Here is a 15,252-nt window from a genome sequence, read left to right as displayed (position 1 = left end):
GGTTGTCAGGCGTCGTTGGGCATTCCGGTACGCTCCTCCTGGTGCAGCACGCGCGCGTGCCACACATTGCGGCCCACGAAGATCACCAGGATGATCGCCGCGACAATGACGGCAACGGTCAGCCCGGCGCGGCCGAAGCGGCGAGCGCGGCGATCGGGTGGCAGGTTGCGGGGGTCTTCCATGGCGTCGCCTTTTCCGGATCGGAGGGGATGCCGTGGCAATGGGGCCAGCGCCCATTCGCTCCCCCGCACCAACCTGCATAAGCAAGAAGGGGCGGCAACCGCGTGGTTGCCGCCCCTTTCTGTTGGCCTGTGGCGCCGCGATCAGAGCGCGATGCTGAGCGAAGCGCGCACGTTGGGGGCGATGCCGCCGTTGGTGGGCTTTTCCGCCCCGGCGGAGATCTTCCAGGTATAGTCCAGGCCGCCCTGGAGGATGCCGACCGAGCCGATCCAGGCCGACTGCTGGTTTTCCGGGGTGAGCGTGAACTGCTGGCCCGAACCGAAGATCGCCGTGGTCTGGCCCAGATCGCCCGAGAGGTGGCTGCGACGGCCCAGGTCTGCCTCGACGGTGAACGGACGGCCTTCGTAGCTGCTCGGCCCACGGCTCCACGAGAAGCCCAGCGTGGTGGTGGCGTTGACCGCCGTGCTGGTGCGGTCGCGCACCAGCAGGATGATCGCGTCGGTGCCGGTTTCCTGGTAGCCGTTTTCCTTCAGGCGATAGTACTCGATGCTTGCCTTGGGCTTGATCTTGAACGTGTCGCTCAGGTTGAAATCATAGGTGAACCCGCCGGTGGCCGAAAGCGAATGGCCCTTCCAGCCGCCGTGGGCGGTGTAGGTGATGTCGGCCGAATCGACCACGCCGCTGAACGTGCGGTCCAGCTTGAACGACGACTTGCCATAGCCGACGCGGGCGAAGGTGTAGAGGTTGCCGAACGCCTTGCGCCAGAAGGCGTTGAATTCGATGTTGTTCACGCCCAGCGACTGCTGGTTGTGGTTGTTCACCGTGCCGCTGGTCCAGTCGAGGTAGGCGCCGACGTTGCCGATTGCGGTGGTACGCTCCAGGCCCAGCGACACGCCACCGCCGCTCAGGCTGTAGCCGATCGAATCACCATCGTGCTTGCTGGCGCGGAAATAGAGCGGCTCCAGCCACAGGCCGCTCTTGCTGATCGTGAACAGCGACGAATCGTCGGCCACATGCAGCGCCGCCTGGCGCGAACCGCGCGTGACGAAATCGAACGCGCCGCCGGCATAATCGGGCAGAAGCTCGTTGAACTGGCTTTGCAGCGCGCTGGTCGTGGTCATTTGCAGCAGGCTGGATTCCAGCGTGCTGTAGCTGGCCGCGTTGCCGATGATCGCGTCATAGGCGGCTGCCTGGGGCGAGGTGAGGCCAAGTTCCGTGGCGGTCTTGCGCGCCAGGGTCAGCTCCAGGTCGTTGCCGGACTGGGTGATCGAGCCCTTGAACAGGATCGGCAGCGAAAGCGAGCTGGTGGTGACGTTGCTGCCACCGGTCAGCGTGCCGGCCGACACGATGTCATAGGTGCCGGCGGCATTGGCGAACGACGAGATCGTCACGCCGATCTTGGAACCGCTGTTGAACGTGACCGTGTTGGCGACGAGCTTGGACGCGGTGCCGGCGGTGCCGTCGACATAGACGCCCAGCGTGCCGCCGGAATTGACCGTCAGGCTGTTGATCGTGGTGGTCGCGGTGCTGTTGGCACCGAACGAGCCGCCGTTGACCACCACGCCCAGTTGCGACCCGCCGGTGATCGTGCCCTTCCAGATCGACGAATCGTTGAGCGTCAGCGTGCCGACCTGGTCGTTCAGTTCCATTTCGCCGGTGAAGCGCGAATTGCCCCCCATGGTCATGGTGGCGGTGCCGCTGGTGCCGAAGTCGATATTGCCGATCCACTTGGCATCGTCGGCCAGCGTCACGGTGTTGTTGCCGGTGCCGAGATAGGCGTTGCCGGTGACCTTGCCGGATTCGATGTCCACCGTGTCGTTGCCGCTGCCGGTGTAGATGTCGCCGGTGATCGCGGTGTAGACCGTGGCGGTGTCGACGTTATAGCCCGAGGCGGCCTTGTCGGTCTTCTGGCTCGCGGCGTCGGTGCTGTTGAGGTACTGCTTGATCGTCACGCCGGTGGTGTTGGCGGACAGGTCGATCGCCGCGCTCGTGCCGGTGGTCGCGCCGCTGACGGTGATGAACCCGGTATTGTTGACCGTGGTCAGCGTGCCGGACTTGTCATAGATGCCATAAAGGTTGCCCGAGGCCACGCCGCTGGCCGTCGCCTTGATCGTGCCCTCGTTGTAGAGCGAGGTGGCCGTGACGCCCGAATTGATCAGGATCGCGCTGGCATCGCCATTGACGGTGGTGGCCGAAACCGTGCCATAGACGCCGATGCCGTTCGACAGGGTGACCGTGCCGCCCTGGCCGCCGATCACCAGGCCATAGGCGTTGAGGCCGCTGTAATAGGCCGAAGCGCCCACCGAGCCGTCGATCGCCACCGAATAGGTGCCGGTGGTGGCCGTGACCGAGCCGATCGTGGTGTTGCCGGTGCCACCGATCAGCAGGGCCGGGCTGGTGCCGTAGGACTGGATCGAACCGGTGGTTTCGGTGGTGCCGTTGCTGCTCGACGCCACGGTGACGATCACGCCGCCGGTCACGTTGCCCGAAACCTGCACGGCGGCATTGCCGGTGCTGAGCGCGGTGGGCGAGAGCGTCTGCGTGGTGCTGTCGTCGGCGGTGTAGCTGACCGCCTGGCTCATCGCGCCATCGATCTTGACAGTGCCGGTCACGTTGCCGTCAACCACCACGGCCTGCGCGCCCGAGCCGATCACCGCAACGGTGCCGCCGATGTTGAGGTTGCCGGTGACGTTGCCGACGCCGACGCCCACGGCATTGTCACCCTTGACGGTGATCGTGCCGGTGTTGGTGATCGAGCCGGTCAGGTCGGAATCGACCACGATGCCGCCCGAATTGTTGCCTTCGACCGAGATCGTGCCGCTGTTCGAGATCGTGGCCGTGGTGGCGCTGCCCGACAGGATGTGGATGCCATAGCGGTTGCTGAGCTGCGATAGTGAGCCATTCACCACCGAGCTGTTGCCCAGCACCGGCGGGGTGTAATCTTCGGTCAGGGCAATGGTGCCGGCATTGGTGATCGTGGTGGTCACGCCGGAGCTGACGGCGATGCCGGCGCTGTTGCTGTAGCCGCTGAGCGTGAGCGACCCACCCGAATTGACATTGACCGTCTTGGAGGAATCGACCGTCACGGCCGTGGCGCTGGCACTGGCCAGCTTGATCGCGCCGCCGCTGGCAATGGTCACGTTGCCGGCAGACGAGGTGCTCAGCGCCGTCAGCGTGCTGGTGCTCACCGTGGTATCGGCCAGCGCCGGGGTGGCGCCAGCAATAAGCGCGGCAGGAATCGCCAGCGGGGCGACGGTGGAAAGGAAACGGATCTTGGGGAGGCGCTGCATGGGCTCTCGTCTCGTTGGGCAAAAGGGCCAGCAGGGGCAGGCCGGTGGCAACATTGCGGGCTTCATATCGGGCGCAGGCCAGCTTTACCAGTGCCTGAAATGCGCCGAAACCACTATCCGTCGCAAACGAAGATGAAGAAATGTTCAGACAATTTTGGTGACTGTAAATTTGCCGTTCAGATGATAGGCTCCAGCAGGGGACCCGGGACAAGGGAATGGACGGAGCAACCATCGTGCGCGACGGGTGGACCGCATGACCTTTTGCGGTGACTTGCAGGGCGACGCCGTATCCACGGACGTGGGCCTTGGCGGCCCCCTTCCGGGCGGACCGGTCATCGATCAACAACCAGGCGAATCGCTGGCGCGCACGGCCTATGCCGCGCCGCAGGTGGATCCGGCCATAGCCAGACACGGCGCCGATCAAGGGCGCGACAGCCTGGCCCTGCGGGACGACGTGGCGCTGATGCGCCGCGTGGCGCAAGGGTGCCAGGCCTCGTTCGCGGTGCTGGTGGAGCGCCACGCTGCGGCGCTCTATCGCGTTGCCGCGCGCATGCTGGGCGATGGCCACGATGCCGAGGACGTGGTGCAGGACTGCTTTGCCCGCATGTGGCAGAACGCGCCGCGCTGGCAGCCCACCGGCGCCGGCCTGGTCGGCTGGCTGCATCGCGTGGCGATGAACCTGTGCTTTGACCGCAAGCGCCGCTTCCGCGTGGTGGTGACCGACGATCTGCCGGATCCGGCGGACCAGGCCCCGCTCGCCGATCGGCTGATCGAGCAGCGCGAAGCCTGCGCCCAGGTGGCGGCGGCCCTGGCCGACCTGCCGGAACGCTATCGCGCGGCGCTGGTCTTGTGCTATTACGAGAACTTCTCCAATGCACTTGCGGCCCAGGTGCTTGATCTTAATATCAAGGCGATGGAGTCGCTGTTGTTCAGGGCGAGGCGGCAGATGCGGGAATTGCTAGAAGCACGCGACATCACCTGTCGCGACGTGGCGTTCATGGGCGCGGCCGCCGGCCTCGATGGTGCCGGCCCGAATGAAGCCGGGCCTCGTTCGGGCGCAGGCGCGCTGGCGTGACCGGCCACCAGCCTCGCATCGCCGATCCGGGCCGGGATCGCGTGGCAGGCTCCGATTCGGCCCCCAGCCGCTTGTCCGATGCGGCGCTCGACCAGATTCTGGCGCGACACGACGCGCCGGCGCTGCCCGCCGGCCTGACGGCCCGCATCCTGCGCGATGTGCCGCTGCGCCCGCAATTTGCCGCCAGTGGCCTTGACGCCTTGACCGAAGCGCCGGTGCGGCTGACCGCGCAGGTCGTGCCGCTGCGCGTGGTGGGCGGCACCGATCATGGCACCCGGCGCCCACTGATGGTCCGGCTGGCGGCCTGGCGCGGCGCCTGGTTGATGCTGGGCGGCACCGGCATCGGCGCCCTTGCTGCCAGCGTCGCGGCCATCGCCATTTTCGGTTCTCCGTTTCAGCCCGCGCCGGTGGCAGGTGCCGGTACAGGTGCAGGGTCCGCAGGCGGCATGGTTGCCTTGGCAACAGCCCCGTCGTCCCCGCTGGCAGCACCGCCTGCCACAGCCGCGCGCGCGCCGGTTGCCGCGCCCGCTGCCAATCCGGCCACCCCCTCCGAAACCGCGCTCGCCGTGGCCGCGCCGCCAATAAGCGCTGGTCCGCAGACGGTGGCCGTGCCGACACCTGATACCAGCGATCCCGATCCGGTGCTGCCGCCGGCCGTTGTCGATCACAGCCATCTGGCGGCGCAGTCGCCCGACCCCGGCCCCGACGGGGCAGCCACCATGGGGCCGACTTTGGGCGCCACGCGCGGCGCGATGGGGCCGTTCGTGCCGCAAGGCTATGGCTATAGCGGCGCCATCGGTGGTGCGCCCGGCGCGATGGGGCCGGGTGGCGGCGCCCCCGGCACGATGCAGTCCATGCCCGGCCACATGCCAGGCGGCCCCTCGCTACCCTGAACGCAACGCTCAGTGCATCGGTGAGGGCGGAAACAGCGCCGCATCGGCAGTGATGCGCGCCACACTCAGCCGGTCTGACGGGGTGCGCGGCCGGGCATCGTCGAGCGCGACGTGGCTGGCACCGGCAAGCGGGGCTGCGCTGCACAGGCTCTGGTCCTGCTGGCTTTGCGAAATGCAGGTAACCGGCAAGCCGTGAAGCAGGCGCACGGTGCGGCGCGGGTCGCTGTCAGGCCCGCCGGGGTGGAACAGTTCGCCGGGATTGGCCTGGAAATAGACGGCGGTGCCCGGCTGCACCAGCACCACCGAGGCGATCCGCGCGCGCAGATCCGCGGGCACGGCGCCCAGTCCGGTGTCGAGCACGCCGGCGCCGAACGCCATGCCGATCAGGACCACCCGCGCGGCGTGGCTGCGGGCCAGCGCCTGGCGCATGGTATCGGCCACCAGGGCATCGACAAAGGCGCGATCGCGCGCCAGGCGGAACAGCGCCGGGGAATTGACCGCCATCACCGGCAGGCCGCGTTCGCGCAGCGCCGCCACGGTGCCGCGCCCCGGCCCCATTTGCAGGCCCATGTCGCCGGAAAAATAGACCGCCACCAGATCGTGGCGCGGCGGGCCGAGCGGAGAACGATAGACCACGGCCTGGCGATCGAAGTAACCGCCCAGGTAGCCGGTCGCGGCCATCGTCGCGCCGCCCACCACGGGCAGGGCGGCGGCAAGGGCAAACAGCTTGCGACCGGGAAAGCCAATAGCCATGATGCAGACGATGCTGCCCTCCGCGCCCTGTCTGGGCGGTGGGGGCAAGATTAACTCGTTGTCATGGAAGCTGCTTGTGGCCGGACGCATCCTGCTGGTTGAAGACGATCCCCAGATCGGGGACTATATTGCGCGCGGCTTTGCCGAGGAAGGCTTTACCGTGGACCGCGCCGCCAACGGGCGTGACGGGCTGTTCCTGGCCACCGACAGCCAGTTCGACGTGGTCGTGCTCGATCGCATGCTGCCGGGCATGGATGGGCTTTCCGTGCTCAAGGCCCTGCGCGCGGCCGAAGTGGAAACGCCGGTTCTCGTGCTCTCGGCGCTGGGCAGCACCGACGATCGCGTGGCGGGGCTGACGGCCGGGGCAGACGATTACCTGGGCAAGCCGTTTTCCTTTGCCGAACTGTTCGCGCGGGTCCAGGCGCTGATGCGCCGGGGCAGCGGGCGCCAGAAGGCCCAGGATACCGTGCTGCGCTGCGCCGATCTGGAACTGGACCGGCTGACCCGCCAGGTGAAGCGCGGCGCGCGCAAGATCACCCTGCAACCGCGCGAATTCCGCCTGCTCGAATACATGCTGCTGCACCAGGGCGAAGTCGTCACCCGCACCATGCTGCTGGAGGCCGTGTGGGACTACCACTTCGACCCCGGCACCAACGTGATCGACGTGCATATCAGCCGCCTGCGCCGCAAGATCGACGATGGCGAGGAGCAGGCGCTGTTCCACACCGTGCGCGGCGCAGGCTATCGCATGGCGGCCGACTGACCATGGCGCGGCGTTGACGATGTTCGCCCGGGCCATGCGCCAGCGCCGCCTCTCGCCCACCATGCTGCGGCTGGTGGCGGCGGTCTTCGTGCTGCAACTGCTGTCGAGCGCGGCGGCGATCTTCTTCCTGCGCACGCAGATGCTCGACGTGGTGCGCGCCGATCGCGAGGACCAGGTGATCGACGTGCGCGACGATCTGCTCGCCGCGTTCTACAGCGGCGGGCGGGGGGCGCTGGCCGATTTCATCCGCGACCAGCGCGGCAGCGTGGCCGATCCCGGCGTCTTCGTCACGCTGGCGGGTGGCGGCGCGCCGACGCTCACCAGCAACATCGATTTCGTCCCGGCGATCACGCCTGGCCCGCGCCCGCAGGCGGTGCTGGTGCGGCGGGGCGACAGCGCCACCGAGCAGGATGCGCTCGTCCTGGCCAGCACGCTGCCCGACGGAGCCCGGCTCACCGTGGGGCTGATGGGCGCCAGCGAGCGGCGCTTCAACCTGGCCTTTGCCGCCGCGATCGGGCTGACCATTGCCGTGGCCGTGGCGCTGGCGCTGGTCAGCGCGCTGGTGCTGGGCCTGGCGATCAGCAGCCGCACGCACGAGATCGCCAAGGCAGCCGAGGAACTGGCCGCCGGCAACTTCGGCATGCGCCTGGCCGAAGGGCAGAGCGGCGACGGCTTTGACCACTTGCGCTTGCAGATGAACCAGATGGCCGAGCGCATCGCCAGCCTGGTGGCGGAACTGGGCGCGGTATCGGGCGCGCTGGCGCATGATCTGCGCTCCCCGGTCACGCGGCTGTCCGCCGCGATCGATACCGCCTTGGCGCGGGTGGATGAACCCGGCGCGGTCGAAGCCTTGCAGGCCGCCCGTGCCGACGCCGACGGCTTGCGTGCGATGCTGGAAACCGCGCTGGAAATCAGCCGGCTCGAAGGGGGCGCGGTGCAGGATCGCCGTGTCCAGCTCGATCTGGCGGCGGTGGCGGCGGACATGGTCGAGCTTTACGAACCGCTGGCCGAGCAATCGGGCGTGACGCTGGCGCTGGACCTGTCCCCCGCCTGGATCATGGCCGATCGCGAACTGATCTCGCGCGCGCTCGCCAATGCCATCGACAACGCGCTGAAATACGGCGGCGATGCCATCACCGTGCGTACCCACGCGGCCGAGGGCGAAGCGCTGCTGGAAGTGGCCGACAACGGGCCGGGCATTGCCCCGGAAGACCGCCCGCGCGTGGTCGAGCGCTTCGTGCGGCTGGACAATGCGCGGACGCGGCCGGGCGGCGGCCTTGGCCTGTCGATGGTCAACGCCGTGGCCCGCCTGCATCGCGGCCGCCTGGAACTGGGCGAAGCCCATGGTGGCGGCCTGGCAGTGACGCTGCACCTGCCGGCCTGACCGGGCGGGAGGTGGGGCCGCCAGGGGGTTATCCCCCCGGCGTGCTCACCCGGCCGGTGCGTTCCAGCTTGCCCCAGCCGATGCCGAGGCCGGCCAGCGCCGAGCTGACCGCGCGGATCACCACGCCATACATCAACTGGCGATAGACGAAGCGCTGGCTCAGCAGCAGGAACGGCGGCAGGCGCTTTTCCCGCACGTCGAGCCGATAGGCGACGAAGCCGCAGGCCAGGTCGATCAGCGTGAAGCCGAGCCAATAGGCCCCCATGCGCAGCACGTCGGTCTGCGTCTGGGCCCAGCCATGCTGCACCACGCGCAGGATCGTGCCGACGATCGAGATGCCCAGTGCCAGGTCGATCAGCGGGGAAGCGATGGCAAAGGCGATCTGGAACAGCCAGGCCTGGGGAATGCCGATGAAGGCCAGGCCCGAGGGGCGCTGCTGCGCCACCACGGCGCGATGCTTCCACAGGCATTGCAACGTGCCGAACGCCCAGCGGAAGCGCTGCTTGCCCAGCGCGCGCAGAGTTTCGGGCGCTTCGGTCCAGGCCACGGCGTCTTCGTCATAGGCCACTTTCCAGCCCTGGCGCTGGATCGCGATGGTCAGGTCCTGGTCTTCGGCCAGGGTGTCTTCGGGATAGCCGCCCACGTCGTTGAGCGCTTCGCGGCGCCAGGCGCCGACCGCGCCGGGCACGACCATGATCGCGTCAAACCGGGTCAGCGCGCGGCGTTCGATGTTCTGCGCGGTGACATATTCCACCGCCTGCCAGCGGGTGACGAGGTTCACCCGGTTGCCTACCTTGGCATTGCCGGCCACCGCGCCGATTTCCGGCTTTTCGAACCAGCGCACCAGCTTGCCGATGGTCTCGGGCTCGAACTGGGTATCGGCGTCGAGCGCCACGATGATCTCGCCATCGGCGGCGGCGAGTGCGCGGTTGAGCGCGCTGGCCTTGCCGCCGTTGGTCAGAGTCATCAGCCGCACACGCGGGTCGTTGCCAAAGGCGGCCGCGACGATGGCGCTGGTCGCGTCCTTGGAGCCATCGTCGGCCACGATCACGTCGAGCGCCGGATAAGTGCTGGCGAGGATGCGGTGGACCGAGGCCTCGATCACCCGCTCTTCGTTGTAGGCCGGGATGATCACCGTCACGCGCGGCTGGTAGGCGGGCACGTCGCTGGCGCGATCGTGCCAGGGCATGGCCGTGCGCGGCTTGGGGAACAGCGCCAGCCCGGTCAGGCCCACGGCGCGCAGCGTGCCGAGCGCGATGGCGAAGAAGAACGTCCAGTTGAGCGTGGCCAGCGCGGCGGCCAGTACCGAGAAGATGCCGATGTCGAGTCGCACCGCCACCAGGTCCCAGCCCTTCACGGCGGGCATCACGTCGTCGCGCTTGAGCCCGGCCAAGGTGGACACCGGCACGAAGCGATAGCCCTGGGCCTGCAACTGCTGGATGATCCGGGGCAGCGCGGCCACGGTCTGCGAACGGTCCCCGCCGCCATCGTGCAGCAGGATCACGTTGGCGGAACGATCGGCATTGCCGGCGTTGACCGCATCGACCGTCAGTTGCACGACCTGATCGGCCGGGCGGCGCATCCAGTCGCCCGGATCGGCATGCAGGCCGACGATGGTATAGCCCTGGTTCTGCGCGATCAGCGCGGGATCGAGTTCGTCGGCCGTGGTCGGCTCGGCGTCCCCGAAATAGGGCGCGCGGAACAGGCGGGTGGAGTGGCCGGTATAGGCCTCGATCAGGCGCTGCGTGGCGTTGAGCTCCAGCTTGATCCCCGCCGGCGTGCTGTTCGCCATATTGGGATGGGTATAGCTGTGATTGCCGATCTCGTCGCCATCGGCCACCATGCGTTGCAGCAGGGTGCGGTTGGCCACGCCGTTTTCGCCGATCACGAAGAACGTGCCGGGCACGTGGTATTGCTCCAGGATCGACAGGATCTTGGGCGTCCAGGTAGGGTCCGGGCCATCGTCGAACGTCAGCGCGACCAGCTTGGGCCGATCGCCGGTGCGGCGCACGACATAGGGCGTGGGCAGCGAATCGTAGCGTTCGCCGGTGACCAGGCCGAGGCGGCGATCGGTGCTGAGCGTGCGCGTGCCCGGCGTGGGCGTGGCGGCAATGCGCAGGATTTCGCCGTTGCCTTCCACGTCCACGTTGCTGCTCTGGGTGATGCGCGAAATGTCGGGCAGAGTCTTGGCGCCGCCGTGCCAGGCCTGGAGCACCGGCCAGAACCCGGGATCTTCCGAACCCAGGCGCCACAGCGCCACCGAGCCCACGCCCAACTGGCGCAGCATCAGCATCTGGTTCCAACTGGTGGCGGCATCGAGCATCCACACGTCGTGGCGCACCGCTGGCGCGCCATCGGTGGTGTCGGCATCGTCGTCATAGGCGAAGCCGGCATTGCCGCTGGCCTTGTCCCACGCGGGCGTGGTGCCGCTGTCGTGCGCGGCCAGCCAGGCTTCTTCCACGGTCAGCGCATCGGCATGGCCTTCGTGCCAGTCATAGCCATAGCTGCCCAGCGCAACCACGGCCTTGCCCGGTGCCAGGCCCTTGATCATGCCCGCCACGCGCGACAGGAACCAGCCGTTCGAGGCAATGGGGCCGGGCGTGCCGCCCTGCCAGTGCTCGTCATAGGCCATCAGCACGATCTTGTCGGCCACGTCGGCAAAGGCGCGCGGGTGCCAGTTCTCGTCGTCTACCGGCATGGTGAGCGAGACGACGCGGTGCTTGGGCGCCAGGCGCGCATGGAGATCGGCGGCAAACTGGTGCAGACCGACGAGCGCGCCCTGCGGCAGGCTTTCGAAGTCGATCATCACGCCGGCATCGCCCGACTTGTCGAGCGCGGCGTCAACGGCATTGGCCAAGGCCAGGCGGCGCGCCGGATTGGCCAGCACGGCTGCGGTGCCGGCACCATCCCAGCCTGCACCGTCTTGTACGTTCTGTAGCACTGGCACCACCAGCGGGCGATGCAGCGATCCGGCCAGGATGCGGCGCATCGGCGCGTCGTCGGTCACGGTCAGCTTGCCGGCATGATCGATCGACATCAGCGTGGGGGCAACCCAGTCGAGCTGGCCGACATGGCGTTGCAGCGCCCCGGCGCTCTCGTCGCTGCCTGCCTCGTAGAAGCCGATGGTCACCGGCGTGCCCTGCTGGCGCGCGGGCGCGGCAGCGCGGCGGCCGAACAGCGCGGCCAGGCTGTGCGACAGGCGGCTGACCTGCGTCTTGAGCGGCAGCGGCGCCAGGCGTTCCTGGGCAAAGGTCAGCGGCTCACGCGGGGAAACCGTGGCGACCGTGGTGGCAAAGACCACGCACATGCCCACCAGCAGGGCCAGCACGGCAAAGGCCAGGCGGCGGGTCCAGCGACGGCGCTGGCCGGTGGGATCGAAGAAGATGGGGCGTGACACGGCCGGGGTGTTTTCCGAACTGGATAAGGTTGATGGGTTGCCGGGCAGGGAAGGGCGCGGGCCTGGTTCGCATCGTCAGCGATCGGAGCCGGATCATCGGCGACCTGCTGGGCATGGTCGGCGGCCGGAACACCGGGATCGGGATAGCGGGGGGCTGCGCCAAACGGCGGGGTGACGGCGAGCAGCCCGAGCGGAACCGGAACAGGGGACCGTCACGTCGCGGGTCCAAAGCTGCTCACCGTCGAAAAGCGGTCTAGCCCATCCGGCCTGCCGGTGGCGTGATCAAAACATTACGGTTTGGCCATGGTGCCGTCCCCCCGCCCTTTCCGTGCCGGGCCGGTGGATTTGCCCGTTCCACTCGGCCCAACAAGATGCACAGCCTTTTGCCCGGTGGCAGCGCGGCCAACAATCTCTAAATTGCGCGGGAAAGGATGGATTATCCATGCAGCAACCGGTCTATTTCCTGTCTCATGGTGGCGGCCCCTGGCCGTGGCTCGATGGCCCGTTCCGCGATGGCTTTGCCTGGCTCGAAGCCTCGCTCAAGGCCTTGCCAGCGCAATTGCCGGCCCGCCCGCGCGCGGTTCTGGTGGTCTCGGGCCATTGGGAAGAGCCCGGCTTCACCGTCTCCACAGCCGCGCAGCCGGGCATGGTCTATGACTATTACGGCTTTCCCGAGCACACCTATCATATCCGCTATCCCGCGCCGGGCGCCCCGGACCTGGCCGAAGAGGTCGTGCGGCTGGGCGCGGCGGCGGGCATCGCCATCGGCCGCGATCCCGCGCGCGGGTTCGACCACGGCACGTTCTCGATGCTCCAGCCGATCTGGCCAGAGGCGGACATTCCCGTGCTCAGCCTGTCGCTGCGCGCCGATTATGACGTGCCTGCGCATCTCGCGCTGGGCCGCGCGCTGGCGCCGCTGCGCGAGCAGGGCGTGCTGATCGTAGGTTCGGGCTTCAGCTATCACAACTTGCGCCAGTTCGGCGCGGGCGCTGCGGCGCCGTCTGCCGCGTTCGACGCCTGGTTGCGACACACGCTGCTGGACTTGGCGCCCGAAGCCCGCGCGGACGCGCTGCTGACATGGGACCAGGCCCCCGGTGCGCGTGCCTGCCACCCGCGCGAGGATCACCTGATCCCGCTGATGGTGGCGATCGGTGCGGCCGGGGCAGACCCGGCCACCTGCATCTATTCGCAAAGCGATCTGCGCGGCGGCGTCACCGCCTCCAGCTATCGCTTCGGGCCGGATACCACCCCGAGCGGCTTTGACCGGATCGGCCAGGCGCTGGCCGAAGCGTGATCGCCCTGCCCCAAAAGGAAACCCGCCATTCCGGGGGGGACGGAATGGCGGGCCGGGGGGAAGGTGAGAGAGCCGCGCCAGGCGCGACTCCCGTTATCAGAACGTGGCGGCCTTGATCACGAAGCGCACCGAGCGGCCCGGCATCACCACCAGGTCCTTGTTGAGCGCGGTCGCCAGGCGCTGGGTGTCGTCAGTCAGGTTCTGGCCGACCACCGACAGCTCGATGCCCGGGTGGCTCTTGAACGGGCGCCACGCGACATTCATGTTGAGGTTGTTGTAGCCATCGGTGGGCGTGTCGAAATCGCCCGCCTTGTCCTGCCGGCCATAGTGGCTGAACATGATCCCGGCATCGATCGTCTTGCCGGCCCAGGCAAAGCCGCCGCCGATGCGATAGGGCGGGATGCGCGGCACGTTGCTGCCGTTGTCCAGCGTCGCGCGGGTGTAGTCGCCCAGCACCTTGGCGGTGAAGGTGCCGGCATCGGTCTTCACCAGATCCTGGCTCATTTCCGCTTCCAGGCCGCGGAACTTCGCGCCCTGCTGGCGATAGAACAGCTCGCGCAGTTCGCCGTCGGTGGCGCTGGTGCACACGCCGTCATCGTCGCAGGTGCGGCCGGTCAGGTCGCCGTAGATATAGTTCTTGTACCAAGTGTAATAGACCGAGCCGGTGAAGGCGAAGCCGCCCTGGCGCACGCGCAAGCTGCCTTCCAGCGAATTGGCGCGCTCGATCTTGAGGTTGGCATCACCGGTTTCATAGGTCTGCGGGCCATCATGACCGCCACGCGCGAACAGTTCGGTCAGCGCCGGGGCGCGACCCGTGCTGGAGAAGTTGAGGCCGAACTTGACCGCCTGCACCGGGGTGTAGAGCAGGCCGATGGCGCCGCTCACCGGCGTATAGTTGCGCACGGTGAAGTCGTTGTCGGCCGGGGTGCCGGTGATGCGCACATGCTCGACGCGGCCGCTCGCCTCGACATGCAGCGGATCGGCAAGCTGGATTTCGGTGAACAGGTAGCCGGCGATGTTCTGGCTGGTCGCCGGGTTCAGGTAGCTGCTGTCTTCCCCGATCGCCGAGAAATCGCGGTGCTGGTATTCCACGCCCAGCGCGGTGTTGCGCACCGGCCCGATGGCGTTGAGCAGCAGTTCGCCGCGGCCGTTCCATTCCTTGTTCTTGAACGTGGTGTTGACCGAGCCGTCGGGGTTCTTCTCCTGGTGCTGGTAATCACCATAGCTGCCATCCAGGGTAAAGGTCTTGAGCAGGCCCGAATCCAGCGCAAAATAGTTGCGCGTCATCACCTTGGTCTGGCGCATGTCGATATAGGTGGTGTCGCTGGGAATGCCGTAGCGGGCATCGTAATGCGTCACGGCCAGGCCCACGTGGCTCTTGTCGCCGGGCAGGAAGTAGGACCCGCCCACCGATCCGCCCCAGCCGTTGAACCAGGAATTCTGCTGGGTGCCGAGCGGCGTGTCATAGTTGTCGGTGGTGCGCCAGAAGCCATCGGCGTGCAGCGCGAGCTGGCCCGACTTGGCATCGACCAGCGCGGCGGTTTCCACGCCCTTGTTCACCGTGGTGTAGCTGGTGCTGGCTTCGGCCGAGATCGCCTCGGTCGGCAAAGTCATCGGCACGCGGTTGTTGATCGTGTTCACCACGCCGCCGATCGCCTGGCTGCCATAGCGCAGCGTGGCCGCGCCGCGCACCACTTCGATCGAGCGCGCCGAAAGCGGATCGATCGGAATGCCGTGGTCGGGGCCGATGTCCGACACGTCGGAGCTCGACGTGCCGTCTTCGAGCAGGCGGACGCGGTTGCTGTCCATGCCGCGAATGATCGGGCGGCTGGCGCCGGCGGCAAAGCCGGTGGCCGAAACGCCGGGAATGTCGCGCAGCGCGTCGGCGATGCTGGCCCCGCCGGCGCGGGCGATCTGGTCGGAATCGACGCGGGCGGAAACCGTGGGCGTATCATCGATGGTGTGGCCGAACGGCGTGGCGGTGACCACGATCGGCGTGGCGCTCGCGGTGCCGCCGCCACTGGTGCCGGCATCGGCAGAGGCATCATCCGATGCAGCGGGGGCGGGGGCAGGCGCATCGGCCCAGGCGGCGGCGGGGGCCAGAGCCAGGACCGCAGATCCCAGCATCAGGATGGAACGCATTGAAAACTCCTCCATAACCTTGTGTTCGCGCTCCGGCCCATTCGGGGGGCGGCCGTGAACGCGCATTGTCGCAGCGCCCGC

Annotated in this window: 10 protein-coding genes; 5 read left to right on the top strand and 5 right to left on the bottom strand. The window is 68.0% G+C overall.

The window, feature by feature from the left end:
• Positions 1 to 5: 5 nt before the first annotated feature.
• Positions 6 to 182: a hypothetical protein gene (locus tag IE191_RS02150; RefSeq protein WP_191323009.1), complete on the bottom strand. Its 177-nt coding sequence runs from the start codon at positions 180 to 182 to the stop codon at positions 6 to 8.
• 141 nt (positions 183 to 323) lie between these two features.
• Positions 324 to 3,470: an autotransporter outer membrane beta-barrel domain-containing protein gene (locus IE191_RS02145; protein WP_191322725.1), complete on the bottom strand. Its 3,147-nt coding sequence runs from the start codon at positions 3,468 to 3,470 to the stop codon at positions 324 to 326.
• Positions 3,471 to 3,723: 253 nt separating this feature from the next.
• Here IE191_RS02145 and IE191_RS02140 point away from each other — a divergent pair, with 253 nt between their 5' ends.
• Positions 3,724 to 4,545: an RNA polymerase sigma factor gene (locus tag IE191_RS02140; RefSeq protein WP_191322724.1), complete on the top strand. Its 822-nt coding sequence runs from the start codon at positions 3,724 to 3,726 to the stop codon at positions 4,543 to 4,545.
• Positions 4,542 to 5,438, top strand: coding sequence for a hypothetical protein (locus tag IE191_RS02135; RefSeq protein WP_191322723.1), 897 nt, complete (start codon positions 4,542 to 4,544; stop codon positions 5,436 to 5,438). Before IE191_RS02140 ends, IE191_RS02135 begins: the two co-directional genes overlap by 4 nt.
• Positions 5,439 to 5,447: 9 nt before the next feature.
• Here IE191_RS02135 and IE191_RS02130 read toward each other — a convergent pair whose 3' ends face one another.
• Positions 5,448 to 6,191, bottom strand: a complete 744-nt coding sequence (locus IE191_RS02130) for an AcvB/VirJ family lysyl-phosphatidylglycerol hydrolase (protein WP_191322722.1) — start codon at positions 6,189 to 6,191, stop codon at positions 5,448 to 5,450.
• Between the two features lie 76 nt (positions 6,192 to 6,267).
• Here IE191_RS02130 and IE191_RS02125 point away from each other — a divergent pair, with 76 nt between their 5' ends.
• Both IE191_RS02125 and IE191_RS02120 read left to right on the top strand, forming a co-directional pair.
• Entirely contained in the window at positions 6,268 to 6,954 is a 687-nt protein-coding gene (locus IE191_RS02125; RefSeq protein WP_229815050.1) for a response regulator transcription factor, read from the top strand.
• A 19-nt stretch (positions 6,955 to 6,973) separates the two neighbouring features.
• Positions 6,974 to 8,338: a HAMP domain-containing sensor histidine kinase gene (locus IE191_RS02120; RefSeq protein ID WP_229815083.1), complete on the top strand. Its 1,365-nt coding sequence runs from the start codon at positions 6,974 to 6,976 to the stop codon at positions 8,336 to 8,338.
• A gap of 28 nt (positions 8,339 to 8,366) precedes the next feature.
• Here the strand turns inward: IE191_RS02120 and IE191_RS02115 are convergent, their stop codons facing one another.
• Complete coding sequence (locus tag IE191_RS02115) at positions 8,367 to 11,735, bottom strand: trifunctional glycoside hydrolase family 18/polysaccharide deacetylase/glycosyltransferase family 2 protein (RefSeq protein ID WP_229815049.1); 3,369 nt, start codon at positions 11,733 to 11,735, stop codon at positions 8,367 to 8,369.
• A gap of 442 nt (positions 11,736 to 12,177) precedes the next feature.
• Between IE191_RS02115 and IE191_RS02110 the strand changes: the two genes are divergently transcribed.
• Positions 12,178 to 13,029 carry a DODA-type extradiol aromatic ring-opening family dioxygenase gene (locus tag IE191_RS02110; RefSeq protein WP_191322721.1) on the top strand — a complete coding sequence of 284 codons (852 nt, stop codon included), beginning with the start codon at positions 12,178 to 12,180 and terminating at the stop codon, positions 13,027 to 13,029.
• A 96-nt stretch (positions 13,030 to 13,125) separates the two neighbouring features.
• On the opposite strand, the gene IE191_RS02105 is transcribed toward IE191_RS02110, so the two are convergent.
• Positions 13,126 to 15,171 (bottom strand): TonB-dependent receptor, encoded by a 2,046-nt coding sequence (locus IE191_RS02105; protein ID WP_191322720.1) that lies wholly within the window; start codon positions 15,169 to 15,171, stop codon positions 13,126 to 13,128.
• Positions 15,172 to 15,252: the final 81 nt, after the last annotated feature.

This window comes from Novosphingobium pokkalii (genome assembly GCF_014652855.1).
Lineage (GTDB): Bacteria > Pseudomonadota > Alphaproteobacteria > Sphingomonadales > Sphingomonadaceae > Novosphingobium > Novosphingobium pokkalii.
Note: the sequence above shows the minus strand (reverse complement) of the source record. Positions and strands in the feature narration are given on the sequence as shown.